This is a genomic window from Cupriavidus sp. 05N38, from assembly GCF_056397345.1.
In genome coordinates this window covers 1-25369 of the sequence record NZ_JBFTNF010000059.1, presented here as the reverse complement: position 1 = coordinate 25369, position 25369 = coordinate 1, and the positions used below count along the sequence as shown (strand labels likewise).

The following is a 25369-nucleotide window of genomic DNA, read 5'->3' as shown; positions in this document are numbered from 1 at the left end:
AAAGCGCCACGTTCTACCTCACGATGTCGAGGTGCTGGCTCGATCATCGGCAAGCTCACGACATCACAGCTCGAAAGAAAAGGATGCCATTGATGACACACGCCAACTTCGACATGAATGCGGTCAGAAGCAAGATCGGCTCGTACGCCGATACGCTAACGCCTCTCGCTGATCGCGAACAGGAATACAAGGACCTGGTCGGTTTCGTGCCGCCGCGCATCGCCGCCCGACTTGCCGTGACGGGCGCGCTCGATCCGATACTGCTTGGTATGCAAGAGGACGTGCGCCGCCGCGCTATGTATCCGACATGTTTCGATACGAAGACCGCCCAGCTCATGGCATTCGGCATCCTCCTTGTCAAACTACTCGATGCAGCCACGTTGCACGCTCGCGCGGCGCGCCGTGCCGGTGCGACCTGGGAAGAGCTGCAAGCGGTCGTCAATCTCGCCTACTTATACGGTGGCATGCCGATCGCGAACCGCGGAGCGGAGATCATGGCTCAGCTGGCTGCATCCGAGATCGAGGTCCGGACCGATCCCACTGCCTAGCCGCAAAGGCGGCTCAAGACGTCTTGAATGATCCGCCATCGCGGCGGCTCTCCCCCCGCCGTTCTTGCCAAATACCGGAAATGAAATGCCGCAGCGCATGCCCGGTGGTGAGCGGCGGTGTCCTGGCATCGAGACGCTAGTTGGGCCACCTTCCGCAGGGCACTGAGAGGCCTGGCGGATTACGACTCCAGTCCTACCGATCAGGCATGGCGGCAAGCCAGCGCTGCTCGTCGGCAAACCGCTCGATCAGCATGTCGAGGAGCAGCCGGACCTTGGTGCTTAAGTGTCGCCGATGGGGGTAGAGCGCGACGATCTCCAACTCCTCTGTCCGGTAGTCGGGCAGCAGCGGCACCAGCGCGCCAGAAGCGAGAAGATCAGAAACAATAAACGGGGGGCACAGCCACAATCCGAGTCCGGCAGTTGCAGCCGAGCGCATGACGGTAATGCTGGCGGTGACCATGTTGCCCGACACGCGAGTGGTCGTTGTATTGCCGGCAGCATCGATGAAACGAAACTCGTTGCGGAAGAGCGAATAGGCGTAAAGCAGGCAGTTGTGGCCGGCCAGGTCTGCTGGCGTGTGCGGTGTGGAGTGCGTGTCGAGATAAGCCGGCGCACAGTACAACTGGTAGTGCCATTTCGCCAAGGTCCGTCTGATCAGGGTCGAATCAGGAGGCGATACAGGCATGATCGATAGGTCGAACCCATCCCGCACGGGGTCGATCGTCGCGTCGGTCTCGAAATCCAGCGAGACTTCCGGGTACTTGGCCGAGAAGTGGGTGGCGACAGGTGCAATAAAGCGGTCCAACGAGTGGTGGCAACGCAGGCGGAGACGACCGCGCGGAGTCGCCTGCAACGCGCTGGTATTTTCGTCCGCTTCCGCCAGATCCAGCAGGATCCTCGAGCAGCGTTCGTAATATTCGCGGCCAATCTCCGTCAGGCTGACATGCCGCGTGGTGCGGTTCAACAGGCGCACACCGAGGCTGTCTTCCAGCGCCTGTACCTGGTTGCTGATTGTCGTTGTCGAAAGGTCGAGGCGCCGCGCTGCCATGGTGAAGCTGCCGCTTTCGACAACGCGGACAAAGGCGGTAAGACTGGCCATCCGATCCATGCGTTCCACCGACCATCGCGTCACAGTTGACAGTCACTCATGATGGAGCGCCAAGCCAGCGTTTGTCAATGTGGCTGTCGTATCGCATCAAGCACATCGCTTTCACTTCCGCGGCTGTTCCTGCCCTGGATTCAGCCACATTTCTTCCCGCAAATCTCAATTGCGCGTCTCTCGCGATCGGCGCCGCGCCGCTGTGCGTCGGATATGGCGGCAACCAGTCCGCCCACAGGGGGAAATGCCCTCCAACCAGGTACATGATTTTTTCATGTCACCTGAAAGTCTATCCCGTTTTCGGGGAGTTATTCCCTCGGAAAAAGCGTTTATCTTGGACCCAATGCAGACGGGCCGCCATGTTGATCCAAACCGTCTGATTGACAAGAAACGCGTCAGGAAAAACCAAGTGAAACGGAGGTGAAACATGCCCAAAGGTCATGATGTTTGCAGCGTTGCCGAATTAAAGTCGGGCGACATGAAATGTGTCTTTATGGGAGCCACGCGGGTTCTGCTCGCCAACGTGGACGGCAAGGTCTACGCGACCAGCGATATCTGTTCGCACGCTTTGGCCTATCTCTCGGACGGATACCTCGAGGGCTCTGTAGTCGAGTGTCCGCTTCATGGTGCGCAATTCGACGTCATAACCGGGAAGGCGTTGTCGCCGCCGGCAGACGGAGATATTGAAACCTACGAGGTCACAGAGGCAGACGGCAGGATCTTTGTAGCCCCAGTGGAATTGGCGCTCGCGAAAAGCTGAGCCAGACCCATAGACCTGATAGATGCTCAATCTGAGCGTGGAGGAATACTGATATGCCTTTCGAAACAGCGTTGACCAGAGCGCTTGATTTGCGCGTTCCGATCTTGGCGGCCCCTCTCGGACGAGGTACAAACGCGGAATTTCTCGGAGCGATGGCCAATAGCGGCAGCTTCGGGTTTACTGCGCTGGCGCATATGGCGGAAGAGACTGTAAGCGACGAGCTTGCAGCGATAAACCGGGTCACGAACGGCCGGTTTGGTGCCAATCTCACCTTGGTCGTTGATCAACGGAAGCGGCTCGCTGCAGCATTGGATGCCGGCGTGCGCGTCTTCTCTCTATGGCAAGGAGATATCGAGCCCTATGTTCGTGCCATCAAGGATGCGGGCGGGCTTGTTTTCTGGACAGTGGGTGACGCAGAAGATGCGGCGCGGGCAAAGGAGTTGGGCGTCGACTTTATCGTTTCTCAAGGAAGGGAGGCTGGCGGTCATTTCGTAGGAAGCGCACCTACGATGACGCTCCTCCCCTCCATTGTTGACGCCGCGAATGGGGTCCCCGTGGTAGCTGCGGGCGGTATTGCAGACGGCAGGGGCCTGCTCGCTGCGATGGCTCTTGGTGCTTGTGGCGTTTGGATGGGAACGCGCTTTGTTGCGAGCAAGGAATCGGCCAATCACAGCGGTTACAAGGAACGCGTTGTTTCAGCTCGCGCGCGGGATCTTGTCGAGACCGAGCTCTTTGATCCGGTTGGGCAGGAATGTCCCCATTGGGTAATTCGCAACTCCACATTCTCTAAATGGGAAGCGGCCGGTTGCCCACCCGCCGGTCAACGACCTGGGGAAGGCGAGCCTATATCGCGCTTTCCGAATGGAAAGCCACTCTATCGCTATAACGTCGCGGCGCCTTGGGACGCCATGGAGGGAGAATGGGAAGCTAGCCCACTCTATGCCGGCGCCACAGTTGAACTCATACATGATGTGAAGTCTGTCGCAGAGATCGTTACGGAGATCGAGGCAGCGGCGCAGGCCGCGCTTGCCAAGGTTGCTCACTGGCAGACCGTCGTCAAATGAGGCAGGTGATCTATCAGAATGACAATCCACAACGGATCTTGGCGCCAGGCCTCGAATGGGGATGCGGCGCGCGACGTTCCGGGGCACCACGTAGCGTTCAGTCGCGAAAACGGGACTCGCAAGTGCATCGCCGGGTGTGCAGAGGGGTGTCAGCTGAAGGCTTCGCGCAGTGCGCCAAGGCGCTGGAAGATGCAACCAGGAAAGAGGAGTTGGCGTAAATGACATATCCGAATACTCAGTTGTTGATTGGTGGTGAGTGGGCCGACGCGCAGAACGGCGAGACCATGGACGTGGTGAACCCGGCCACCGGCCTCGTCATCGGGAACGTGGCGAAGGCCTCCACCGCCGATCTCGATCGCGCGCTTGAGGCCGCACAGAAGGGTTTCGAGGGCTGGCGCGACGTGCCTGCCAACGAACGGGCCCAGATCATGCGCCGCGCCGCCGCGCTGATCCGCGAGCGTGCCGATACGATCGCCCCCTGGATGACCCAGGAACAGGGCAAGCCGCTGGCCGAGGCGAAGGTTGAGACGCTGGCCGCCGCCGACGTCATCGAATGGTTCGCCGACGAAGGCCGCCGCGTCTACGGCCGCATCGTCCCGTCGCGCAATATCGCCGCGCAGCAACTGGTGATCAAAGAACCGGTCGGCCCGGTCGCGGCGTTCACGCCCTGGAACTTCCCGATCAACCAGGCCGTCCGCAAGGTGTCGGCCGCGCTTGCCACGGGCTGCTCGATCATCGTGAAGGCGCCCAAGGAAACCCCGGCATCGCCGGCCGCGCTGATGCGCGCGTTCGTCGACGCCGGCGTGCCGGCGGGCGTGGTGGGCCTGGTGTTCGGTGACTCCGCCGAGATCTCCAGCTACCTGATCCCGCATCCGGTCATCCGCAAGGTCACGTTCACGGGTTCGACCCCGGTCGGCAAGATACTGGCGGCCATGGCCGGCCGGCACATGAAGCGCGTGACGATGGAACTGGGCGGTCACGCCCCGGTGATCGTCGCCGAGGACGCCGACCTGGAACTTGCGGTCAAGGCCGCCGGCGGTGCCAAGTTCCGCAACGCCGGCCAAGTTTGCATCTCGCCGACACGGTTCCTGGTCCACAACAGCGTTCGCGCCGAATTCGCCAAGCGCATCGCCGCCCACGCCGAAAGCCTGAAGGTCGGCGACGGCCTTTCCGAAGGCACTACGTTGGGCCCGCTGGCCAATCCGCGCCGCGTCATGGACATGACCAGCCTTGTGGAAGACGCGCTCAAGTCGGGCGCCAAGCTGGAAACTGGTGGCACGCGGATCGGCGACGTCGGCAACTTCTTCGCACCGACCATTCTGAACGACGTCCCGCTCAACGCCTGCGTGCTCAATGAAGAGCCGTTCGGCCCGATCGCGGCTATCCGCGGCTTCGACAAGATCGAAGAGGCAATCGCCGAAGCCAACCGCCTGCCGTTCGGCCTGGCTGGCTATGCGTTCACGACGTCGATCGCAACGCTCCACATGCTGTCGCGCCGTCTCGAAGTCGGCATGCTCTGGGTCAACCAGCCGGCAGCGCCGTTCGCCGAACTGCCGTTCGGTGGCGTGAAGGATTCCGGCTACGGCTCGGAAGGTGGGCCAGAAGCGCTCGAAGCCTACCTGAACACCAAGACCGTCAGCGTCATGTCGGCAGCCTGATCGATATTGCGCGCCCGCATGCCCGGCGGCACAGGTCGGGTCGCGGGCGCCGGCTTAGAACAGGCCTTGAACCTTTTCGGGATAGTCTCCCGACATCTCCCTCGGAAGACTTCGCTTATCTCGACTCAGGCGCATGTGCGATCCCGCCGGGCCGCCCGTGTGCCGCCGAAGCTGACGACTCACCCAGAACCAACTCAAGCGGCACATTCACGCTACGTGGTTGTTTCACACCCTCCCCGGTCAACCGGTCAAGCATCAGATGTGCGGCCGCCTCCGCGGCGCGCTCGATGTCAAAGCGCAAAGTGGTTAGCGGGGGATACATCAACTCAAGCGTCTCGGGCGTACCGATGCCGATCACCGAAAGGTCTCCGGGAATATCCAACCCCGCCTTGCGCGCAACATAAACGGCGCCAGAGAGCAGGCGCGTTCCTAGTCCGATGATTGCGGTCGGGGGCACGGAAAGAGCGAGCATGGTCGCCATTTGGGTGCGTGACGAATCGATCGCCGAGCGTGACATGCAAACTAATTCGGGGTCGAACTCCAGACCCGCCTCCGCAAGGCCATCCCGGTAGCCGAGCAGCTTTTCGCGCCCTGGACGAATGTGCTCGCCGGGCCCGAAAAACGCGATACGGCGGTGACCTAATGAAACAAGATGTGCCATCGCCTGCTTCATGCCGCTACGGTGATCCAGATAGACGGTATCCATTGGTAGCGGCGTTTCCCGATCCAGAATCACCACCGGCAGGCTGCAGTTGCTGAAGAGGCTGTTGGCGGGGTCCGCGCTCTCCAAGCTCGGCGCGGCGATGATGCCCTCCAGCCGGCGGCTCTCGAACAGCGCAACCAGGTCGCGGTCGCGCTGTGGCTGGTCCAGCGTATTGCCGACCAGCATGGAGTACCCGGCAGCCTGCATATGCCTCTCGACTTCGCGGAAATGCGCCGCCAGCAGCGGGTTTCCGATGTTCGAAACGAGATAGCCAACCGTCTTGCTGCGCCCGGTGCGCAGATGGCGGGCTGCAAAGCTGGGCTCATAGTTCAGTGCCTCCACGGCCGCGTGCACCCGGGCTCTCAGCGCCTGGCTGGCATAGCCGGTGCCGTTCAGAACCCGCGACACGCTGCCGATGGAAACCCCCGCCGCCTCAGCCACATCTCTGACGGAAATCCGTTGCGTCATGGTCTTCCCTAATGAAAACGTTCCACAGTTGGACGCCAAATTTGTTGCCTGATAACTTATCACAAACGGAAATCGTTTTCACATTTCCCCACATTAACTGAGACAGCACCAAACTATCCAATGCAGCCAGACCGTCCTTCGCGCCCCATTTCCGCGCCCGCCGGCGCCGGCCTTGCAGGCGAGGCCATGTGTGGATCGCTGGGCGGCCAACGCATCCTCGTTGTCGGAGGCGGACAGCTCCCTTCCGCCGATACGGGGAATCCTGTCAACAACGGACGCGCCATCTGCATGACCCTGTCCCACGCTGGCGCCAGCATCGCCTGCGCCGACAAGAGCACGGAGGCAGCGGAACTCACCGTACGCAGTGTGCGGGACGGCGGCGCGGTGGCCATCCCGGTCGATGTCGCCAGCGCCGGCGGCATCAAAGGGATGGTCCAGGCTGCACGCGCGGCGCTGGGCGGCCTCGACGGACTCGTACTAAACGTGGGCATTAGCCGCCGCGAGCGCCTGGCGGAACTGACGGCCGACAGCTGGGACGAGGTGATGGCGGTCAATCTGCGCGCGCACATGCTGACCGTGCAGCAAGCCTTGCCGCTTATGTCCATGCACGGCGCCGTCGTATTCGTGTCTTCAGTTGCGGCCAGGCTGCCCGCGGGAATGAATCCGGCATACGAAGCCTCGAAGGCAGCGCTCGGTGCCCTGTGTCGTGCGACCGCGCTGGCCGGGCAGCCTAACCACATACGCGCCAATGTGGTCATGCTCGGCCTGATCGATACGCCGATGGGCCGCGCGGCCTCCGCGGCGCGGCCTGGACGCACCGCCGCCTTGCCGTTCGGGCGGCAAGGCACGCCCTGGGAGGTCGCGCATGCAGTGCGCTTTCTGCTATCGGCGCAAGCCTCCTATATCAACGCAGCCGAACTTCCCGTCGACGGTGGCTTAAGTGCAGGCGTTGCATCTGCGCCGTCCTGAATCCCGCTAGGCGGCTGGCACCAAGCCTGGCGCGGCTCCACCCGGAGCTTGCCGCCGGCAACAACTACGACAACGGAGACATCCCATGCTTCACAGACTGATCTGTGCGGTCGCGGCCGCGCTCGCCCTGCACATTGCGGGGCCGGTACGGGCCGAGGCCTATCCCTCACGGCCAATCCGATTGGTGGTGCCGTTCCCGCCCGGCGGCGCCGCGGACATTTTCGGACGGCTGCTCAGCCAGCAACTGACCCAAAGCCTCGGGCAGCCGGTGCTGGTGGAGAACCGCGCCGGCGCTGGCGGCAACATCGGCGCGGCCGCCGTCGCCAACGCGGCGCCGGACGGCTATACCTTGCTGCTGGGCACGATCGGCACCCATGGCATCAACCCGACGCTGTATGCCAACCTGCCCTACGACCCGAAGAAGGACTTCCAGCCTGTGGCCCTGGTTTCTTCCGGCGCGAATGTGCTGATCGTCAACTCTGCCTTGCCGGTGCGCAATGTGAAAGAACTGATTGCGCTGGCCAGGAGCAAACCTGGCCAGTTGATGATGGGCTCGTCCGGCAATGGAAGCAGCATTCATATGTCCGGTGAACTCTTCGAGCATATGACCGGCACACAGCTCACGCACGTGCCCTACCGCGGTGGCTCGCCCGCGCAGACCGACCTGATGGGCGGGCGGGTCCAGTTGATGTTCGACAACCTGCCCACCTCGCTGCCGCTGATCGCCAAGGGCCTGGTGCGCCCTCTCGCCGTGACCTCGGCGCGCCGTTCGCCCGCACTGCCGGATGTGCCGACCGTTGCCGAAGCCGGCGTACCGGACTACCTCGTTAGCAACTGGAGCGGCATCTTCGCGCCTGCACACACGGCGCCGGAGATTGTGAACCGGCTCAATGCCGCGGTCGGCCAGGCCGTGACAAGCCCGGCGCTGCGCCAGCGCTACGCGCAGATGGGCGCCGACAGCGGCGCGGACCTCGGCACCGGCAGGAACGCAGGCAGCCAGCCGATGAGCGCAGCGGAATTTAGCAGATTTGTCGATGAGGAGATGAGCAAATGGGCAAGGATCGTCAAGGTATCGGGAGCACGGGCGGAATGAGTGAAATGAACGAGACGCAACGGATGAAAACATGCAGCCAATCGACTACCTGCTGAGAACCGCCAGCGCCACGCCGGCGCGCATCGCCTTGCAGGCGTCCGGCGAATCGCTGACCTATGGCGAGCTGACGCAGAAGGTGCTCGCGCTCGCAGCGGCCTTCCAGGCGCTGGACTCCACGCCCGGATCGCGCGTCGGCATCTGCGCCGGCAATAGCGTGCAGCATGTGCTCGCGCTGCTGGCTACGCTGGCCGCCGGCAAGTGCTGGGTGCCGCTGAATCCGCGCGCCTCGGTCCACGAACGGGCCCGTATCGTCGACTTCACCGAGCCGTCCATCCTGGTGGTGGAAGACAACGGCCCGAGCCAATCCGGCACGATCACGCAGGGCACCCGCGTGATCGCCTGCGGGCCGCAGGCATCCGGCCCGGACAGCTTGGCCGGACTACTAGCTGCCTGGCGCGGCCGCGTCCCGCTACGCGTGCAGCGCGAACTTGGCGAAACGCAGGCCATCAAGTTCACCGGAGGTACCACCGGCGCGCCCAAGGGCGTCATGCAGTCGCTGCGGACCTGGAACACGACAGTGGTGTCCATCCTCACCGCAATGCAGTTGCGCGAGGACGAGCGCTATCTCGCCGTGGCTTCCATTACCCACGGCACATCTACCTTCCTGCTGCCGGTGTTCGCGCGCGGCGGCACGGTAGTGCTGGCGGATACGACGAGGCCGTGCGCACTGCTCGATCAGCTGGAGCGCGAGCGCATCACCGCGGTGTTCATGCCACCCACGCTGATCTACGATTTGCTGGACGAACCGGGCGTAGGCGCCCGGGACTGGTCCGCGCTGCGGCACCTGATCTATGCGGCGGCGCCGATGCGCGCCGACCGAATTGCCCAGGCCATCGAAGTCTTCGGCACCCTGGAGACCTCGTTCGGGCAGACCGAAGCCCCCGGCATCATGGCTTTCCTGCCTGCCAGCGAAATGCGCGACCCCGCCCGCCACGGCTCTGTGGGACGTGCCACCTGCCTGACCGAGCTCGCCATCATGGGGCGCGATGGCAGGTTGCTGCCGGCTGGCGAGACCGGAGAGATCGTGGTGCGCGGCGACCTCGTCATGTCCGGCTACTGGCGCCAGCCCGGCAAGACCGCCGAGGCACTTGCCGATGGCTGGCTGCATACGGGCGACGGCGGCTACCTGGACGCGCAAGGCTACCTGTACCTGAAAGACCGGTTGCGCGACGTCATTATCACGGGCGGCTTCAACGTGTACCCAAGCGACGTGGAGAACGCGCTCGGCGCCCATCCCGCGGTGTGCCGCTGCACTGTGCTCGGCATGGACGACCCGCGCTGGGGAGAGGCCGTGCATGCGGCCGTGCAACTGCATGCCGGCGTCACCGCCAACGCCGCCGAATTGCAGGCGTTCGTCAAGGAACGCCTGGGTTCGGTGCAGGCACCCAAGCGCATCCATTTTGTGGAAACCCTTCCGCTCACGGCCAACGGCAAGGTCTCGAAGCTCGAAGTGAAGACCCTGCTCGCCGCCAGTGCATGCAATTACGCCAACGACAACCCTCAAGGCAAGGAGCCTCTTTCATCATGACACCGACAGATATCCTGGTAACCGGCGGCTCCGGCGGCATTGGCTGGGCCCTGTGCAAGACGCTGCGCGAGCGCGGCCACACGGTAGTGAACTTCGATCGGGTGGCACCTCCCGAGGCCGGCGTGACGCATTTCGTCGAAGTCGACATGGCCGAGCCGGCGCAACTCGCCGCCGCGCTTGGCGAAGCCACGGCCAGCTTTGCCTTCGCCGGCCTCGTCAACAACGTGGCGACCCTGCGGGCGGCGAGCCTGGAGGAAACCAGTCTTGACGACTTCGACAAGCAGATCGATGTCAATGTCCGGGCGGCGCTGCAATGCACTCAGGCACTGGTGCCGGCCATGCGTGCGGCGCGCCACGGCCGCATCATCAATATCTCCAGCCGTGCCGCGCTGGGCAAGGAACTGCGCACGGCGTACTCGGCCAGCAAGGGCGCCCTGAACGCCATGACGCGAACCTGGGCGCTGGAACTCGCGGCGCACGGCATCACCGTCAACGCCGTTGCTCCGGGGCCCATCGCCACGGCGGCGTTCGGCGAAGTCAACCCGGCCCGGGATGCGTTGACGCAGCGCATTGTGAACGGCGTGCCGGTCAGGCGGCTAGGCAAGCCGGAAGACATCGTCCACGCTGTCGAGTTCTTTCTCGACGAACGCGCGTCCTTCGTCACCGGGCAAGTGCTGCACGTCTGCGGCGGCATCACCGTGGGGCTGAGCGCATGAATGGCGTACGCACCGAGATCGGCTACACCACACCCGATCGCATCACGCTGCGCGGACTCGACCTGGCCACCGAGGTGATTGGCAGGCTGGATTTCGTGCAAACGCTCTGCCTGGTCGCGCTCGGCCGCCTGCCCAGCGCGGCGGAAGCACGGATGATTGACACGCTGCTGGTGACCGCGGTCGATCACGGGCTGACGCCAAGCGCGATCAGCGCCCGCATGACCTGGCTCGGCGCGCCGGAATCCTTGCAAGGCGCGGTCGCCGCAGGATTGCTGGGCGCCGGGGAGCGCTTCCTCGGCACCGTTCAGAACATGGCGGAGATGCTGTTGCAGGAAGGTGCAACGCTGGCGGCTGATGCTGACGGCGACACCATCGCGGCGCAGGCACGGCACATCGTCGCCGCTCGCCGGTCAGCCGGCAAGCCGATACCTGGCGTGGGCCATCCGATCCACGCGCAGGGCGACCCGCGCGTGCCGGCCCTGATGGAGGCAGCCAGGGCAAACCACTTCCACGGCAAGTATTGCCGTCTTGCGCTTGCACTCGGTGAGGCCTGCGATGACGGCGCGCGCCGCGCCCTGCCGCTCAACGCCGCTGGCGCGATCGGCGCGATCCTCGCCGAAATGGGGCTGGACCCGTTGTTCGGTCGAGGCCTGGCGCTGATCGGACGCTGCGCGGGACTCGTCGCCCACTTGATCGAGGAATGCGAGCAACCGATCAGCCAGCAGGTATGGAACCTGGTCTTGCGCCAGGACGCTCGCAACATATTGCCGTAAGCGGCCAACCCTTCTACCCCTGTTCCCACCACGACATCACCTGCCGCAAGGCAGGAAACGGAGACAACGCAACATGGCAAGATTGCCTTATTTCGATGTGGACAACGTGCCCGGCCGCCTTGGCGAGCAACTGCGCGGACGTCCCGCCCTGAACCTGTACCGGGTGCTGCCGCATGCGCCAGAGATCGCGCTCGGCTTCCTCGGCCTCGGCCGGGCCATTCTCACCGAGACCGTGCTGCCGGCGACGCTACGCGAGCTGGCCATCCTGCGGGTGGGCGCGCTCAGCGGCGCCAGCTACGAGGTGCATCAGCATCGCCGCGTGGGGCGCGCCGCCGGCCTGCCCGAGGAAAAGATCGATGCCGTGCTGACGCCCGACGCCAACGGCGACTTCAGCGAAACCGAGCGCCTTGTCATCGCATTTACCGATGCCGTGGTGCGTGACGTCAAAGCGCCGGCGGCGCTCTACGCGCAGGTTGCCGCGGCGCTGGACGCGCAGATGATGGTCGAGCTGCTGGCGACCATCGGCTTTTACATGCTGGTGTCGCGCCTGCTGGAAAACCTCGAAGTCGATATCGAAAACCCACCGCTGGAAAAGCTGGAGCTGCGTCATGACTGAATTCCTGGAAAGTCGTCCGGACCAACAACTCTTTGCGCCCGCGCTTGGCCTGCCGCGCCGCGAAGGTCGGCTCGCCGGGCGCCGCATCCTGGTGGTCGGCGCGGGCCAGCGCCGCACCGTCGATCCGGTGCCATCCGTGGGCAACGGCCGCGCCATGTCGCTGCTGTTCGCGCGTGAAGGCGCGGCCGTGGCATGCGCCGATATCGACATTACCGCCGCGCAGGACACGGTCGACCACATCCGGCTCGAGGGCGGCGTCGCCGTGCCGGTCCAGGCGGATGTGGCGGACCCCGCGCAGATCGCGCGCATGGTGGCGCAAGCCAACGCCGCGCTGGGCGGGCTCGATGGCTTGGTGGTCAACGTCGGCATCGGCAACCAGAATCGCTTCGGCGCGGAGACGCCTGAGGACTGGGGCCGTGTGCAGGACATCAACCTGCGTGCCCCGATGTTCTGCGCCCAGGAGGCGGCCGCGGTCATGCCCGCCGGCAGCGCCATCGTGTTCGTCGCCTCCACTGCAGCAATCTCGCCACTGAGCGGGCTGCCTGCCTACGAAACCTCGAAAGCCGCATTGATGGCGCTCGGCCGTGCCGTGGCGTTCGCCGGGCAGCCCAGCGGCTTGCGCGCCAATGTGCTGGCACCGGGACTGATCGACACCCCGATGGGCCGCGACGCCTCGCGCGCCAGGCCCTCGCGCGCAAGCCGCCCGCTGCCGTTCGGCCGGCAGGGCACAGGCTGGGAGGTTGCACATGCCGCGCTCTACCTGATCAGTGCCGAGTCCTCCTATGTCAACGGGCAGATGCTCATTGTCGATGGTGGCCTGTCGATCGGTGCCGTACGCGCCGCGGGCTGAAGGTTGGTGCACAGCCGGGCCTGTGCCGTGCAATGTGCATTGGCTCGGCCCACCATCACAACATCATGATGGAGACAAACATGATGCGGTATTGCTGCAATACATTGAAACTCGGCCGTTTCCTGGCCCTGGCATGCGCGCTTGGCATGGCCCTGGACCTTCTTGGCGCCGCGCCGGCGATCGCGCAGCCGTGGCCGGCACGGCCGGTTCGCCTGATCCTGCCCAGCGCCGGTGGCAGCGGGCCCGACACCATTGCGCGCATCTTTGCCGAGCGCTTGTCGCGCACGCTGGGCCAGCCCGTCGTGGTCGACAACCGGCCGGGCGCTAACGGCGTCATCGGCGTCGACGCGGTGGCCAAGGCGCCGCCTGACGGCTACACCTTGCTATTCGCCAGCTCCTCTTCGACCGTCATCAGCCAGGCCCTGTTGCACAAGCTGCCCTTCGATGTGACGCGCGACTTTGTGGCCGTGGCGCAGATCTTCTCAGGGGGCATCCATCTGGTCGCCTCTCCGGATTTTCCAGCGCACAACCTGAAGGAGTTCGTTGCCCTCGTCAAGGCGAATCCCGGCAAGTACGACTATGCCACCTGGGGTCCGGGCTCCACCGGACAGCTTGTGATGGAGTACCTGAAGCGGCAGGAGGGACTCGACATCCGGCATGTGCCCTACAAGACGATCGGCCAGATCTACCAGGACATGCAGGGCGGGCGGGTGAAGGTGGCCTTCGTCGACGCGACCAGTTCCGTGCCGCTGATCAAGACCGGAAAGCTGCGCGGCCTCGCCATCACCGGGTCGCACAGGGGCCCGGCGCTACCGGACCTGCCGACCATGACCGAACAAGGTTATCGCTTCGATACGGATGCCTGGTACGGCGTGTTCGCCCCGCGCGGTACGCCGGCCAGCATAGTAGCGGCCGTGCATCGGGAGATCCTGAACACGCTGTCCGCCCCGGAACTGCGTGACCGGTTCGTCCAGCTGAACCTGGTCGATCCGCCATTGAAAAGCCCGGAGCAGTTTGCCAATACCGTCCGTACCGACCTGTCCCTCTGGCAAGGCATTGCCAAGGCAAACGGAATCAGCCTGGACTGAGAGCCCGGGGTCTTGCGCCCTCGCCTGCACGGCCGCCAGTTCGGTGCGCAGGTCCGCGACAGGCCCGGGCATTGCATGACCTGTTCGGCCTGTCGGTCGACGGGCTCGCTGGCCAAATGATCCTCAGTCGATCACCCACCCACCCTCGATCAAGCTTTCGAGACTTGGGTAGCTATGCCCTTGCCCGTCAGTGAGCAGGCGTCACCGAATTGYCCGCAGCCTCGCATTGACCGCATTCACATCAAAGCCAACTGGATCGAATACGCCGCCAACCCACGACCGGAAGTCATTGTGCTGTTCGTGGTTCTTGTCCCGGAGCGCTGCAAGGAATTGCGCATAACCGTGTGGCCCGCCAACGTCTTCCGGAGGGCAAGCGTTCTCGCCAGCCAGGCAAGCCGGCAGAGCCAGCGCCAGGTCAGGGTAGCCAACTGATTCGACAATGACACGGTGCCGCCAGTCATCGCCAAAATCATAGCGGTACTCGAATTCAGTGACCGCGCCGAGTGCATTGTTCAGCCGGACGCCCTTCTCCGACCGCAGGCCTTCATCCGAGACGTCCTTATCCTGCACACCGAACCGCTCGCTGTCGATGTCGAATTCATGCAGGTGAGTGTCCTCCCAGCCCATCACAGAATGGATTACCTTGTGGAGCTTGGGGAGTTGCATATCGGCCGGGACAACAAAGCGACGCCAGACCAGAGGCTTGACGTGGAGCAGTTCGATACGAAGGGTTGCGGCAAGCTTGAGCATAGGCGGAAGAGATAATACATAGGTCCGGAGACCACGCTAACTGGCTTGCATGGTGAAGCTGATGAGCCATGAGCGAGCGGCTCCCGATGGCGCGGGTGAAGGAAATCGAAGTGGTAGCCTCTACTCGCCAACCACTAAACGCGGAAATGCTCCACGCTCTGCCCGGCGTTGACCGCCCGCTGCAGCCAGTCCGGCATGGCGCCGCGGCCATCCCAGCCCTGCCCGTGCGCGTTGCGATAGCGCACCGCGCCAGGCAACGTCGCCGGTGGCGGCTCGGGAAAACAGCCAGCGGCCTGCAACTGGGTCAGGGTCAGGCCGTGCTGGGCCATCTGGATGCGGATCCAGGTAATCGCTTCGGCGCGCTCGATTTCGATCGACATTATTTTCGGTGCACAGATTGGAGGAAGCTGCGGAGCAGGATCCTGCGTGGTCGTCTTAGAGACCGTTGGGCCTCAGCATTGTTCGGGCGGCTCGTTGGTGTCAAGCCACCCACCGCATTGGGGACTGGGCATCACGTGCCCACCCATCGCTTAAAAATTAATCAGATCCGAGGGGCCCGCCGAATAGCTGGTCCTCGCGCGGCTTGTCCACAGGCTTATCCCGTGGCGCAGTGGACAAATCCTCGCCCCCTCTTCTCTTCAGGCCGGCCCCGGCTTGAACTTGGTGCGCGCCACCGGCGTCCGACGCCGGGCCGGCGCCAGATGGCGCGCCGCAGCGGCCTCCGCCTGGGCACGCTCGGCCCGCCGCAGCGCCGCTTCCAGTTCGGCCCGCAGCCCGTCCTGTGCCGCCTGCCCTTGTCCGAGCGCCTGCCGGGCCTGCGCCAGTTGCTCGCCGAGCGTGTCGCGCTCGGCCTGCAAGCGCGCCCGCGCCTCGGCACCGGCCACGGCGGCGTCCTGCGCCCTCGCCTGTACGGCCGCCAGTTCGGTGCGCAGGTCCGCGAGCACCTGCTCGCCCTTCTGGCGCAGCGTGCGTTCCTGGTCGATCTCGCGCAGCGCGCGGCGTTCGGTGGCGCTGGCCCGTTCCTGGGCCACGGCGACCTGCTCGCGGGTGTGCTCCAGCTCCGTCGAGAATTGGGTGCGCAGCTCCTGCAGTTGCCGCTCGAGCGCTGCGAGCTGGCGCGTGCCTTCCTCCTGACGCGCCTGGGCAGCCGCGAGAGCCTGGCGCGCGGCCTCCAGTTCGCCCTGTAGCGCCGCGCGCGCCTGCTGGGCGGCGTCACAGTCGGCCTGGACGGCGGCGGTCTCCTGTTCGGCCACCACCACCGCGGCGCGCGCTTGGTCGCGCTGGGCCTCGGCTTCACTGGCCTGGAGCCGGGCCTCGGCCCGCAAGGCGGCCAACTCGCCGGTGGCCGCCTCGTTGGCGGCCTGCCAGATCGATTGCACGGCATTGGCGGCGATCGCCTTGAGCGCGTCCGGCAGGCCGGGATGGTCGATGGTCACGCGCATCTTGTCGCGCAGGTCGGTCCAGAACTGCGCCAGCACCTCGGTCGGCGTGCCCATGCTGCCCTTGCGCACCAGTTGATAGAGCTTGTTGGCGGTGGGGGTGATGCCGTAGCGGAAAAAGAGCAGGCCGCAGACCTCGCGGTAGAGCGCGCGGGTCTCGGGGAATTGGGTGCGCAGGGCGGCCACGTCGGCGGCGAGCGTGGCCTGCAAGGCGGCGTCGGACGGCGTGGATTCAGGGCTGGCGGTCATGGTTTGGCAAAAATCGTCCGAGAATTTTCAATATATTACTACGTAATACGTATTTAATATTGATTTTTATCTCACACGTTAGACATAATTACGCTTCTGTCTATAACTTATGGCGCACTGCCCTCCTGACTTGCGCCTCGGCCACACTTTCGGCAAACCGCTCGCACGAAAGTGATCGCGGCGGCTAGGAGAGGCTGACCTGGAAGAACTGGAAGCGGCGGGAGGCCTCGGCCCGGCTGGCTGCGGCGGGCGGTCAATGCGGGGCTGACGGCGGGATTTTTCCGGGATCGGATAAGAGTCCTGGAGAACCAAGCGGGGCCCRGAATCTCGCAGGAGCCTTGCTTGCCCCCGGCCCAGTCACCGTCACACTTGTGGCAGCCGAGCTGGTGCTCGCCGGGAAGGGTGACTTCCGCAGCCCACGTGGCTATGCCCACGCGGGCCTGATGGCCTTTGTTCGGCTGCGCTGCTCGTCGGATTCGGCCCATCATCCCCGGCGGGTCATACGCCACGGCGGCCTTGGCCCCAGGGCTTTGCGCAGCATCTCGACGAAGAGCCGCGCACGCATTGATGACTGGCGCGACTGCGGCACCAGCGCCATCACGTCGGCGTCGGGCAGCCGGTACGCTGGCAGCAGCGCTACAAGACGGCCGGAGAGCAGTTCATCGGCCACATCCCATTCTGACCGCGCCATGATGCCTTTGCCGGTCAGGCACCAGTGATGGACAACATCGCCGTCGTTGCTCTCCATCGTTGGGCGCACCCGCACTGTCTGTTCTCGCGATCGCGCATGGCGAGGGTTCTGGCTTTGGCTGTTTCCGCCGTCCTTTGCGCCGTCATCGCAGGTAAAGCGCCACAGCGTCACATCCTCCTCGTTCTCCCTGAGAACCAGGCAGGCGTGCCGTTCGAGATCTGCAGGCGTTTCCAATGGCGGTACTTTGGCCAGGTATTCGGGCGCCGCGCACAGGATGCGTCGGTTCGGCGCAATGCGATGCGCAATCCAACGCGAATCCGGGATCTCGCCGATGCTGACCAGCACGTCGAAGGCATCACGGCCATGCACCGGCTGGCGCGGCAGCATCAGGTTGTCCGACAGGTACAACTGCACCTCGAGATTGGGATGCGTGCCATGGAACTGCGCCAACAGCGGACCGAGGTAGCGGCGCCCAAAGCCAAACGGCCCGTGGACTTTGAGCTTGCCTGCCACGGCCTGGCTGCGCTGCTGCAGTGCCTCTTCGATCGCCTGCATCTGTTCCAGGACACCGGTGGCGTGCTGCGCCAGCAGATGCCCTTCGTGCGTGAGTTGGAGGCGCCGTGTGGTGCGCTGGGCTAGCCGGATACCCAGGCGCGCCTCCAGTTGGCCCAGGCGCTTGGTCACGGCCGGTGGGGTGACGTTCTCCTCCCGGGCCAATGCGGCCAGGCTTCCTAAGCGATCCAGCGCCAGAACGAACCGCAGATCTTCGATGTCTAGCTTCATTATTAACCTTCAGGTGAATTAAGAAATTCTATGGCATTAACCACATGAGGGCATGGCATACCTACACTGGCGACTCGAAACCCGGAGACCGCCGCCATGACACAGCCAACACATCAGCCACTGCAAACACCTCAAGCCCGCCAATACGATTTCGTCCTGTTCGATCTGCTAACCGCGTTGCTCGACTCCTGGTCCCTGTGGAATAGCGTCGCGGGCAGCGAGACGGCAGGCCGGGCCTGGCGTGCCGCCTACCTGAAGCGCACCTATGCGTGCGGCGCCTACCGCCCCTACGAGACGCTAGTGCGCGAGGCCGCGATCGAGACCGGGCTGCCACCATCCATGGCTGACGCGCTCGAAGAACGGTGGACAGAGCTCACGCTGTGGGACGGTGCCGCCGCTGTTCTCGACGCCCTGCGCGCATCGCATGGACTCGGTGTTGTGACCAACTGCTCCGAGCGTCTCGGGCGGCTGGCGGTCGAGCGCCTCAATGTGCCGATGGACGTGATAGTGACGTCCGAGCGCGCCGGCTTCTACAAGCCGGATCCGCGCCCCTATCGACAGGCGCTGCAGGAATTGGGGGCGGAGGCTGCCAATACGCTATTCGTCGCCGGATCCGGCTTCGATCTGTTCGGAACATCGGCGGTAGGGCTCGACACCTACTGGCACAACCACGCAGGGCTGCTTTTGCCCGACGGCGCGCCGGCACCGTTGCAGCAGGGCCCGAGCCTCCTGCCCGTGCTCGAGCTCGTCGCAACGCCGCGCAGCGGAACCCAAGCGCAGGGTTGAGAGGCGCGCTACTTGCGAGGAGACCCAATGAAATCCGCCATTGCCACCGCCCTGCTCGTCGGCTCGCTGAGCGCCGTCGTTGTCCCAACCGCGTTTGCTGCCACTGCGCCCGCTGCACCGCCCGCGCCGGCGCAAAAGTGGCCAAGCAAGCCACTTACGCTCATCATGCCGTTCCCTGCCGGCGGCCCCAGCGACGCGCTGGCCCGCGCCGTTGCCGCCAGGATGGCATCCGGCCTGGGCACATCGATCGTGGTCGAGAACGTTGCGGGCGCAGGCGGCTCGATCGGCATGCAAAAACTCGCTCGCGCGCCCGCCGACGGCTACACGATCGGTTTCGGCACCATAGGCACCCAGGCGGCCAACATGATCCTGTATCGCAAGCCGCTGTATGACGCGCGTCAGGATTTCGAGCCGCTGGGGCTGGTCGGGTCCGCGCCCGTGCTCCTGCTGGTCAAGCGCGATCTGCCAGTCAATGACTTCAACCAGTTCACCGACTACCTTCAGGGACATCCGGCCACCACGTCATATGGCACCGCTGGGATCGGTTCCATCTCGCATCTGGCGTGCCTGATGCTCCTGGGCGACCTGAAGCTGAATGCCATGCACGTTCCGTACAAGGGCGTGGCGCCGGCGATGGCAGGTTTGATGGGTGGCGAGACAGACTTCACCTGCGATCAGACCACCACATCACTCGCGCAGGTGGCGAGTGGCCGTGTCCGCGCCATCGCGGTGCTGACGCGGGAGCCTCTGCCCACGCTGCCCAAGGTCGCCACGGCGCAAAGCAGTGGCAAGACACGCATCGATTTCCATTCCTGGAACGGCCTGTTTGCTCCCAAGGGCACCCCTGCTCCTGTGGTGGCCAGGCTGAATCAGGCAATCAACGACGCGTTGGCTGACACTGCCCTGGTGCGCCAGATGCACGAAGTGGGTGTCGAGTTCCCGGCCCGCGCCGACAACACGCCCGCCAATCTAGCCCGGCTTGTGGAGCGCGATTTCCGGCGCCTGCGGCCGCTTCTCGAAGCCAACAAGGTGCAACTGGATTAAGCAAGCGGGCAGCCGCTCGCTGCGTGCTGCCCCCAACAAAGGATTCCCATGACTTTGCAAGAACTTGAAACGCCGGCGCTTGTGCTGGACCGAGCCAAGATGGAACGCAATATCGCGCGGCTGCGCAACCGCCTTGCGCCCTCCGGCGTCACGCTGCGGCCACACGTCAAGACCAACAAGTCGGTCGACGTCACGTCTTGCATCGGTGCAGCTGGTACGCCAATCACCGTGTCCACACTGAAGGAAGCTGGCTACTTCCTTGACCACGGCTGGAGCGACATCCTGTACGCGGTGGGCATCGTGCCGTCCAAGCTGGCGCATGTCGAAGACCTGGTGCGGCGGGGCGCAAAGCTGACGCTGCTGCTCGACAACGTGGAGGCGGCCAGCGCGCTCGCGGCCTGGTGTCGCGAGCGCGCCCTCAACGTGCCGGTGCTCATCGAGATCGACACCGACGGTCACCGCTCAGGCGTCAAGCCGGAGGACCCGTCGTTGCTCGATATCGCTGCCGCACTGGGCTATGACGAGGGGACTGGCGCCTGGCTCGCGGGCGTGCTCGCCCATGCAGGCGACTCGTACAACTGCCGTTCGGTCGAGGCGATTGAAGCCCTGGCCGAGCAGGAGCGCGCCGGCGCCGTAAGGGCGGCGGAACGTTTGCGCGCCGCCGGCCATCGCGCGCCGGTGGTTAGCGTCGGTAGTACGCCGACCGCTCATTTCGCCCGCTCGCTCGAGGGCGTGACAGAGGTACGGGCAGGGGTGTTTGTATTCTTTGATCTGGTGATGCGGGGCATTGGGGTCTGCGACACAGATGACATTGCGCTGTCGGTCTTGTGCACGGTGATCGGGCACCAGCGTGAAAAAGGCTGGCTGATCACCGATGCAGGCTGGATGGCAATGTCGCGCGACCGTGGCACCGCGAAGCAACCGGTCGACCATGGCTATGGATTGGTTTGCGATATCGACGGCAAGCCGCTGTCAGATCTGGTGATGATCGACGCCAACCAGGAGCATGGTATCGTCCGCCACCGCACGGATCCGACCGCCACGCCAATGCTCCCACTCGGCACGCTTTTGCGCGTGCTGCCGAATCATGCATGCGCGACAGCGGCACAGCACGGGGCCTACGCGGTAGTAGCGGGCGGCACTGCGTTGCAAGCGCGTTGGACCCGCTTTGGGGGATGGTGAGCGCGATGGCTAAAAGCAATCCTGGCACAATCGCCGCCTCTACGCCCGCGGCAACCACCGGAGTCAACAATGGCGTCGCTTTTTTCGACGTGCCGGCACTAGCTGCGCCACGCGGCCACAACTCGCACGTTGCGACGGGCCAAGGCCTCGTCTTCGTCTTCGTCTTCGTCTTCGTCTTCGTCTTCGTCTTCAGTGTGTCACCGTGATGACAGGGCAGCCTTGCACCGTCTTGGTGTTTCCCCGAGATTGTGCTGACCGCGCCTTACCCTAATAATCGCGCCCTGTGCCTGCGTCGTGCAGGCGCAGTAAGGGCTTGATTGCCCAGGATAAAAAGGAAGTCCAGATGTTCCGCTTCGAGTATGGAACGAGCAATGTTTATGTCCAGCTTGGATTCGCGGATGCCGAAGAAATCCCGCTCAAAGCGGGAATTGTGAGAGACATCACCGACCGCATTCGGGCCGCCGGGCTGACGCTCTCGGATGCCGCCGCCATGCTAGGGACATCACAATCGGATCTGCTCCTGGCGCTTTGCGGGAAATTCCAATCTTTCCGCGCAGCAGAGTTGCACAGTTGGCTTGATCGGCTGAACTTCCCGTTGCTGCCGAAAAGCCGATAAGCCCTGGACGCTTGCAGGGGGCATCGACCTGATGCCCGAGTGGCTGCAGGCTATATTGCCACCGGGACAATGCACGGTACGGCGGAACTGGATACGTCAATACAGCCTCATCCTCGCTAGTCCGATGCAGGGACTACACAGTGGCGGGCTTCGCCCAGCGGATCAATTCCGCCTTCAGTTCCCTGGACTCCTGCTCGAGAGCGCCTCATCGTTCCAGAGCTTTGCCAGCTTCATGCACTCATCGGCAAACGACTCGCGCGCCTGAGGGGTCTCGCCACCATTCCTTCCCGCTCTTTCGCGCGATCCTCATCATCCGCCGACTTGATGCTGGAGCAGATGCGGAGCTTGGTCAGCATCGACCACATTTCATTGCCGCTATTGGCCCGTCACTTGCGGGCTCCACGGGTTGTGGGTGTTTGACGCCTGGCGATTAATTGCGTTTTCCTGCGACGATGGGAGGGCTGAGGCGCCAGCCGACTCGAGGGACGACAGCGTTGCCGGAGCACAATCATCCACTTGATCGCTGATTTTGTCGTCTTTGTCTTGCTTTTATCAGCATCCCGCCGTCAAGTCGCCTCTGTCCGCCAGTTTGCGAAACATGAGAAGACCCGACTAACATCCCCTCTCCGATTCATGCCAGTGCTCGGCCTTCCTGTGAGACGACCGCGCCGAGGATGACCGAAACAGGAGGTGATGTGGGAAATGCATCCACTAGCGGACCTGCCAGCATGCTGGCCCACTGCGATGCGCTGGCTGTGCAACCCGCGGAGCGACCCGCACCTGCAGGAGTTCGGCAATTGCTGATTGACCAACTGAACCAGGTCGCGGCCGAGCGCGCCGCAGGTGCATTGACGCGCCACCGCCGCACCGCGCTCACCGGTTGCGCACCTCACCAGACGGTTAGCGTCAAAGACGGTGAAGCACGTCTTCTGCTGAGTTTTTGCAGCAACGACTACCTCGGGCTGGCAAGCCACCCGGCGGTGATCGCCGCGTTCGCGGAGGGGGCCCGGCGTTACGGCGCGGGTAGCGGCGCTCCCGCCCGCGTCAATGCGCATCCGCTCGCCCACCACCAACTGGAAAGCGAGCTGGCCCGGTGGTTCGCGCCGAATATTCCCAAGGTGCAGGCGCTCTACTTCTGCACCGGATACATGGCCAACCTGGCCGTGCTGAGCGCGCTGGGCACGGCCGACGCCACCCTGTTTTGCGACAAGCTCATCCATGCCTCGCTGATCGATGGCGCGCTGCTGGCTCGCGCCACGATGAAAAGGTACCCACACTGCGATATCACCGCGCTCGCCAGGCAGCTTGCTGCCTGCAACAGCCCGCTAAAGCTGATCGTGACCGACAGCGTGTTCAGCATGGATGGCGACATGGCACCGCTTGCCGAAATGCTGGCACTGGCCGAGCGCCACGACGCCTGGATCGTGGTGGACGATGCCCACGGCTTTGGCGTGCTGGGGCAGCGAGGCCGAGGTGCCCTGGAGCATCTGGGGCTGACCTCCGAGCGCCTGATCTATGTCGGCACGCTGGGCAAGGCGGCGGGCGTGGCGGGCGCGTTTGTCGCTGCCCACCGGACGATTGTGGAGCATCTGGCCAACGTGGCCCGCCCCTACATCCACAGCGAGGCTGCGCCGCCGGCCATCGTTCATGCGCTCCTGAGCAGCCTGGCGCTGATCGCAGGCCATGAAGGACGCGAGCGCCGCGACCACCTGGCGCAGTTGATCGGGCAGTTGCGCAACGGCCTTCAAACCCTGCAGGTCCGGCATCCGCACGCCGGCTGGCATCTCGCCGACAGCAGTACACCCATCCAGCCCCTGATCGTCGGCGACAACGAGGCCGCGCTGTCGCTGTCCCAAGCGCTTGAGAACGACGGCATCCGCGTTACCGCGATCCGCCCGCCCACCGTGCCCAACGGTACGGCGCGCCTGCGCATCACACTGTCGGCGTCGCATACCGCAGCCGACGTGGCACGCTTGCTGGACAGCCTGTCCGCCATCATGGCCCGGCGGGCAGAGCCATGAAAAACCTCTCGCCTCATTGCCGTCGCTTCCGAACCGCGCCAGGCCGAAACCCGACAGCGTCTGGCTGCCAAAGCAGGATTCCACAATGACCAGCATTGCCGACAGCACGACTGCCACCAACCAGGCCACCACGCTCGCTTCCACGTCCCTAAGCCGGTACCACACCGAGGAAGCGATGGCCGGAGCGTTGACCCCCTGCGACCGCCTGGTCGACGACGCCTTCCTGCGTGACCCCTACCCTGCCTACCACGCGCTGCGCGCGCTCGGGCCCATCCATTGGAGCGAAGAATTCTTCGGGGGGGCCTGGCTACTGACCCGGCATGAAGATGTGGAAGCGGTGCTGCGCGACCCCCGGTATTCGGCGCGGCGCACGGGAGGATGGGTGATGCGTGGCAGCGAAGGCGAGCGCCAGGCGCTTTGCCCCTTCCAGCGCTTGTTCAGCCGGGCCATGCTGTTCCTGGACGCGCCCGATCATACGAGGCTGCGACAGGTGCTCAATGCCGGCTTCCGTCCGGCTGCCCTGCGCGCTTTTGCCGGCACCATCGAGCAAATGACGGCCGGGCTGATTGCGCAGCTCGCAGGCGCCGAGGCGTTCGATTTCATGGAGTCGATTGCCAGGCCGCTGCCGGCGATGGTCATCGCGAGGTTGCTAGGCATGGACGTCGAGAACCAGCCGGACTTCCTCGCCTGGTCCGAAGACCTGGCCGCCTTCATCGGCGCACCGGATCCCGACGCCGCGCTGAAACGGCGCGCCCAGGTCAGCCTGCTCAAGATGGCTGCAGCATTTGAATCGATGCTGGCGCGGCGCAAGGCAGAAGACACGGATCTCTCGCAGGCGCAACAGCGGGACCTGATCGGGCATCTGCTGTACGCCGAGGCCGAAGGCAAAATCGAGGCCGGTGCCGAACTACTGGCGCAATGCGCGATGCTGCTGTTTGCCGGTCATGAAACGACGCGCAATCTGCTTGGCAACGGACTGCACGCCCTGCTGAGCCATCCCGAGCAATGGCAGCGCCTGCAGCAGACCCCGGAACTGCTGCCCAATGCCCTGCGCGAGTTGCTGCGCTACGAAAGCCCGGTCCAGTACACGGGACGTCGGGTTGCTACAGACATGATGCTGCACGGGCGCCAGTTGCGGCGCGGCGATCTGGTCGTTGCCCTGATCGGCGCCGCCAATCGCGACCCGGCGCGCTTCCGCAACCCGGACGAGCTGGACATCACGCGACGCGAAGGCTCCCACCTTTCGTTCGGGCATGGCCCACATGTGTGCATCGGCGCCGCGCTGACGCTGATGGAGGCAGAGATCGTGTTCCGGGCGATTCTGCGCCACATGCCCGCGCTTTCGCTCGCAGACGCCGAACCGCACTGGAACGGCAACCCCGTCTACCGGGGCTTGGCCAGACTTAGTTTGCAAGCGCGAGGACAGTCTGCCCGACAGACGTAGCTGGCTTTGTCACAACTTGCCCTCCCGTCCTGGACGGACGGGAGGCAACAGCCTGTCTCCGTGCAAGCACGCCAATATCAATCCGCCGGCTTCAACTCGATCAGCAGATCCTTCGCGGCGACGCGGTCACCCTGCTTCACATGCACCGCGGCAATCTCGCAGTCGCGATCCGCGGTGATGTGGGTTTCCATCTTCATCGCCTCCAGCGCCATCAGCGTCGTTCCCGCCGCCACGCGCTGTCCTGGCTGGACCGCCACCGTCACGATCGAGCCCGGCATGGGCGCGGCGATATGCAGCGGATTGCCGGGCTCGGCAACCGGACGGCTGCTGCGCACCACGCTCGCGTGCGTGGTACTACGCTGCTCGACCAG

General features: G+C 64.4%; 26 protein-coding genes. 19 read left to right on the top strand and 7 right to left on the bottom strand.

The features are described 5' to 3' along the window. The first annotated feature begins 92 nt into the window (after window positions 1-92). Window positions 93-548: a carboxymuconolactone decarboxylase family protein gene (locus AC1DK4_RS31250; RefSeq protein WP_441621772.1), complete on the top strand. Its 456-nt coding sequence runs from the start codon at window positions 93-95 to the stop codon at window positions 546-548. A gap of 193 nt (window positions 549-741) precedes the next feature. On the opposite strand, the gene AC1DK4_RS31245 is transcribed toward AC1DK4_RS31250, so the two are convergent. After that, window positions 742-1656: a LysR family transcriptional regulator gene (locus tag AC1DK4_RS31245; protein ID WP_441621832.1), complete on the bottom strand. Its 915-nt coding sequence runs from the start codon at window positions 1654-1656 to the stop codon at window positions 742-744. Between the two features lie 418 nt (window positions 1657-2074). Between AC1DK4_RS31245 and AC1DK4_RS31240 the strand changes: the two genes are divergently transcribed. The 3 genes from AC1DK4_RS31240 to AC1DK4_RS31230 all read left to right on the top strand — a co-directional run bounded on the left by AC1DK4_RS31240 (window position 2075) and on the right by AC1DK4_RS31230 (window position 5129). After that, a complete protein-coding gene (locus AC1DK4_RS31240; protein WP_441621770.1) occupies window positions 2075-2407 on the top strand; it encodes a non-heme iron oxygenase ferredoxin subunit in 333 nt (110 codons plus the stop codon). A gap of 53 nt (window positions 2408-2460) precedes the next feature. Continuing rightward, window positions 2461-3471 carry an NAD(P)H-dependent flavin oxidoreductase gene (locus AC1DK4_RS31235; protein WP_441621768.1) on the top strand — a complete coding sequence of 337 codons (1011 nt, stop codon included), beginning with the start codon at window positions 2461-2463 and terminating at the stop codon, window positions 3469-3471. Between the two features lie 218 nt (window positions 3472-3689). Then, a complete protein-coding gene (locus AC1DK4_RS31230; protein WP_441621766.1) occupies window positions 3690-5129 on the top strand; it encodes an NAD-dependent succinate-semialdehyde dehydrogenase in 1440 nt (479 codons plus the stop codon). 115 nt (window positions 5130-5244) lie between these two features. On the opposite strand, the gene AC1DK4_RS31225 is transcribed toward AC1DK4_RS31230, so the two are convergent. Then, a complete protein-coding gene (locus AC1DK4_RS31225) occupies window positions 5245-6300 on the bottom strand; it encodes a LacI family DNA-binding transcriptional regulator (RefSeq protein WP_441621764.1) in 1056 nt (351 codons plus the stop codon). Between the two features lie 288 nt (window positions 6301-6588). On the opposite strand from AC1DK4_RS31225, the gene AC1DK4_RS31220 reads away from it, so the two are divergent. The 8 genes from AC1DK4_RS31220 to AC1DK4_RS31185 all read left to right on the top strand — a co-directional run bounded on the left by AC1DK4_RS31220 (window position 6589) and on the right by AC1DK4_RS31185 (window position 13993). Continuing rightward, complete coding sequence (locus tag AC1DK4_RS31220; RefSeq protein WP_441621762.1) at window positions 6589-7269, top strand: SDR family NAD(P)-dependent oxidoreductase; 681 nt, start codon at window positions 6589-6591, stop codon at window positions 7267-7269. A gap of 85 nt (window positions 7270-7354) precedes the next feature. Next, a complete protein-coding gene (locus AC1DK4_RS31215) occupies window positions 7355-8362 on the top strand; it encodes a Bug family tripartite tricarboxylate transporter substrate binding protein (RefSeq protein WP_441621760.1) in 1008 nt (335 codons plus the stop codon). 31 nt (window positions 8363-8393) lie between these two features. After that, entirely contained in the window at window positions 8394-9950 is a 1557-nt protein-coding gene (locus AC1DK4_RS31210) for a class I adenylate-forming enzyme family protein (protein ID WP_441621758.1), read from the top strand. Continuing rightward, window positions 9947-10666, top strand: coding sequence for an SDR family oxidoreductase (locus tag AC1DK4_RS31205; RefSeq protein ID WP_441621756.1), 720 nt, complete (start codon window positions 9947-9949; stop codon window positions 10664-10666). The genes AC1DK4_RS31210 and AC1DK4_RS31205 overlap by 4 nt, the downstream gene beginning before the upstream one ends. After that, window positions 10663-11439 carry a citryl-CoA lyase gene (locus AC1DK4_RS31200; RefSeq protein ID WP_441621755.1) on the top strand — a complete coding sequence of 259 codons (777 nt, stop codon included), beginning with the start codon at window positions 10663-10665 and terminating at the stop codon, window positions 11437-11439. The genes AC1DK4_RS31205 and AC1DK4_RS31200 overlap by 4 nt, the downstream gene beginning before the upstream one ends. Window positions 11440-11512: 73 nt before the next feature. Next, a complete protein-coding gene (locus AC1DK4_RS31195; RefSeq protein ID WP_441621753.1) occupies window positions 11513-12055 on the top strand; it encodes a carboxymuconolactone decarboxylase family protein in 543 nt (180 codons plus the stop codon). Then, window positions 12048-12905, top strand: coding sequence for an SDR family NAD(P)-dependent oxidoreductase (locus tag AC1DK4_RS31190; protein WP_441621751.1), 858 nt, complete (start codon window positions 12048-12050; stop codon window positions 12903-12905). Before AC1DK4_RS31195 ends, AC1DK4_RS31190 begins: the two co-directional genes overlap by 8 nt. Window positions 12906-12970: 65 nt before the next feature. Further along, window positions 12971-13993, top strand: a complete 1023-nt coding sequence (locus AC1DK4_RS31185) for a Bug family tripartite tricarboxylate transporter substrate binding protein (RefSeq protein ID WP_441621749.1) — start codon at window positions 12971-12973, stop codon at window positions 13991-13993. A gap of 201 nt (window positions 13994-14194) precedes the next feature. Here the strand turns inward: AC1DK4_RS31185 and AC1DK4_RS31180 are convergent, their stop codons facing one another. From AC1DK4_RS31180 to AC1DK4_RS31165, 4 genes are all read right to left on the bottom strand, one after another. Beyond that, window positions 14195-14743 (bottom strand): plasmid pRiA4b ORF-3 family protein, encoded by a 549-nt coding sequence (locus AC1DK4_RS31180; RefSeq protein ID WP_477131993.1) that lies wholly within the window; start codon window positions 14741-14743, stop codon window positions 14195-14197. 134 nt (window positions 14744-14877) lie between these two features. Then, entirely contained in the window at window positions 14878-15123 is a 246-nt protein-coding gene (locus tag AC1DK4_RS31175; protein WP_441621745.1) for an H-NS histone family protein, read from the bottom strand. Window positions 15124-15381: 258 nt separating this feature from the next. After that, window positions 15382-16431: a DNA-binding protein gene (locus AC1DK4_RS31170; RefSeq protein WP_441621744.1), complete on the bottom strand. Its 1050-nt coding sequence runs from the start codon at window positions 16429-16431 to the stop codon at window positions 15382-15384. A gap of 484 nt (window positions 16432-16915) precedes the next feature. Further along, window positions 16916-17905: a LysR family transcriptional regulator gene (locus tag AC1DK4_RS31165; RefSeq protein ID WP_441621742.1), complete on the bottom strand. Its 990-nt coding sequence runs from the start codon at window positions 17903-17905 to the stop codon at window positions 16916-16918. Window positions 17906-18001: 96 nt separating this feature from the next. On the opposite strand from AC1DK4_RS31165, the gene AC1DK4_RS31160 reads away from it, so the two are divergent. From AC1DK4_RS31160 to AC1DK4_RS31130, 7 genes are all read left to right on the top strand, one after another. Next, window positions 18002-18691, top strand: coding sequence for an HAD family hydrolase (locus tag AC1DK4_RS31160; RefSeq protein ID WP_441621740.1), 690 nt, complete (start codon window positions 18002-18004; stop codon window positions 18689-18691). 27 nt (window positions 18692-18718) lie between these two features. Then, the gene (locus tag AC1DK4_RS31155) at window positions 18719-19735 is read left to right on the top strand and encodes a tripartite tricarboxylate transporter substrate-binding protein (RefSeq protein WP_441621738.1); all 1017 of its coding nucleotides are present in this window, start codon (window positions 18719-18721) and stop codon (window positions 19733-19735) included. 48 nt (window positions 19736-19783) lie between these two features. Then, the gene (locus tag AC1DK4_RS31150) at window positions 19784-20917 is read left to right on the top strand and encodes an alanine racemase (RefSeq protein ID WP_441621736.1); all 1134 of its coding nucleotides are present in this window, start codon (window positions 19784-19786) and stop codon (window positions 20915-20917) included. Window positions 20918-20922: 5 nt separating this feature from the next. After that, entirely contained in the window at window positions 20923-21123 is a 201-nt protein-coding gene (locus tag AC1DK4_RS31145; protein WP_477117290.1) for a hypothetical protein, read from the top strand. Between the two features lie 137 nt (window positions 21124-21260). After that, window positions 21261-21533: an XRE family transcriptional regulator gene (locus AC1DK4_RS31140; protein ID WP_441621734.1), complete on the top strand. Its 273-nt coding sequence runs from the start codon at window positions 21261-21263 to the stop codon at window positions 21531-21533. 797 nt (window positions 21534-22330) lie between these two features. After that, window positions 22331-23554, top strand: coding sequence for an 8-amino-7-oxononanoate synthase (locus tag AC1DK4_RS31135; RefSeq protein WP_441621830.1), 1224 nt, complete (start codon window positions 22331-22333; stop codon window positions 23552-23554). Between the two features lie 85 nt (window positions 23555-23639). After that, window positions 23640-24998, top strand: coding sequence for a cytochrome P450 (locus AC1DK4_RS31130; protein WP_441621732.1), 1359 nt, complete (start codon window positions 23640-23642; stop codon window positions 24996-24998). Window positions 24999-25075: 77 nt separating this feature from the next. Here the strand turns inward: AC1DK4_RS31130 and AC1DK4_RS31125 are convergent. Continuing rightward, a partial coding sequence (locus tag AC1DK4_RS31125; protein ID WP_441643458.1) for a biotin/lipoyl-containing protein occupies window positions 25076-25369 on the bottom strand: 294 nt, incomplete at its 5' end.

Bases quoted from the DNA above. Each gene is read 5' to 3' on its own strand.
- AC1DK4_RS31200 (WP_441621755.1), top strand. From the start codon at position 10,663: ATGAATGGCGTACGCACCGAGATCGGCTACACCACACCCGATCGCATC.
- AC1DK4_RS31150 (WP_441621736.1), top strand. From the start codon at position 19,784: ATGACTTTGCAAGAACTTGAAACGCCGGCGCTTGTGCTGGACCGAGCC.
- AC1DK4_RS31220 (WP_441621762.1), top strand. From the start codon at position 6,589: ATGACCCTGTCCCACGCTGGCGCCAGCATCGCCTGCGCCGACAAGAGC.
- AC1DK4_RS31230 (WP_441621766.1), top strand. From the start codon at position 3,690: ATGACATATCCGAATACTCAGTTGTTGATTGGTGGTGAGTGGGCCGAC.
- AC1DK4_RS31130 (WP_441621732.1), top strand. From the start codon at position 23,640: ATGACCAGCATTGCCGACAGCACGACTGCCACCAACCAGGCCACCACG.
- AC1DK4_RS31210 (WP_441621758.1), top strand. From the start codon at position 8,394: ATGCAGCCAATCGACTACCTGCTGAGAACCGCCAGCGCCACGCCGGCG.
- AC1DK4_RS31245 (WP_441621832.1), bottom strand. From the start codon at position 1,656: ATGGATCGGATGGCCAGTCTTACCGCCTTTGTCCGCGTTGTCGAAAGC.
- AC1DK4_RS31145 (WP_477117290.1), top strand. From the start codon at position 20,923: ATGGCTAAAAGCAATCCTGGCACAATCGCCGCCTCTACGCCCGCGGCA.
- AC1DK4_RS31225 (WP_441621764.1), bottom strand. From the start codon at position 6,300: ATGACGCAACGGATTTCCGTCAGAGATGTGGCTGAGGCGGCGGGGGTT.
- AC1DK4_RS31195 (WP_441621753.1), top strand. From the start codon at position 11,513: ATGGCAAGATTGCCTTATTTCGATGTGGACAACGTGCCCGGCCGCCTT.
- AC1DK4_RS31205 (WP_441621756.1), top strand. From the start codon at position 9,947: ATGACACCGACAGATATCCTGGTAACCGGCGGCTCCGGCGGCATTGGC.
- AC1DK4_RS31215 (WP_441621760.1), top strand. From the start codon at position 7,355: ATGCTTCACAGACTGATCTGTGCGGTCGCGGCCGCGCTCGCCCTGCAC.
- AC1DK4_RS31165 (WP_441621742.1), bottom strand. From the start codon at position 17,905: ATGAAGCTAGACATCGAAGATCTGCGGTTCGTTCTGGCGCTGGATCGC.
- AC1DK4_RS31250 (WP_441621772.1), top strand. From the start codon at position 93: ATGACACACGCCAACTTCGACATGAATGCGGTCAGAAGCAAGATCGGC.
- AC1DK4_RS31170 (WP_441621744.1), bottom strand. From the start codon at position 16,431: ATGACCGCCAGCCCTGAATCCACGCCGTCCGACGCCGCCTTGCAGGCC.
- AC1DK4_RS31160 (WP_441621740.1), top strand. From the start codon at position 18,002: ATGACACAGCCAACACATCAGCCACTGCAAACACCTCAAGCCCGCCAA.
- AC1DK4_RS31175 (WP_441621745.1), bottom strand. From the start codon at position 15,123: ATGTCGATCGAAATCGAGCGCGCCGAAGCGATTACCTGGATCCGCATC.
- AC1DK4_RS31155 (WP_441621738.1), top strand. From the start codon at position 18,719: ATGAAATCCGCCATTGCCACCGCCCTGCTCGTCGGCTCGCTGAGCGCC.
- AC1DK4_RS31235 (WP_441621768.1), top strand. From the start codon at position 2,461: ATGCCTTTCGAAACAGCGTTGACCAGAGCGCTTGATTTGCGCGTTCCG.
- AC1DK4_RS31190 (WP_441621751.1), top strand. From the start codon at position 12,048: ATGACTGAATTCCTGGAAAGTCGTCCGGACCAACAACTCTTTGCGCCC.
- AC1DK4_RS31185 (WP_441621749.1), top strand. From the start codon at position 12,971: ATGATGGAGACAAACATGATGCGGTATTGCTGCAATACATTGAAACTC.
- AC1DK4_RS31140 (WP_441621734.1), top strand. From the start codon at position 21,261: ATGTTCCGCTTCGAGTATGGAACGAGCAATGTTTATGTCCAGCTTGGA.
- AC1DK4_RS31240 (WP_441621770.1), top strand. From the start codon at position 2,075: ATGCCCAAAGGTCATGATGTTTGCAGCGTTGCCGAATTAAAGTCGGGC.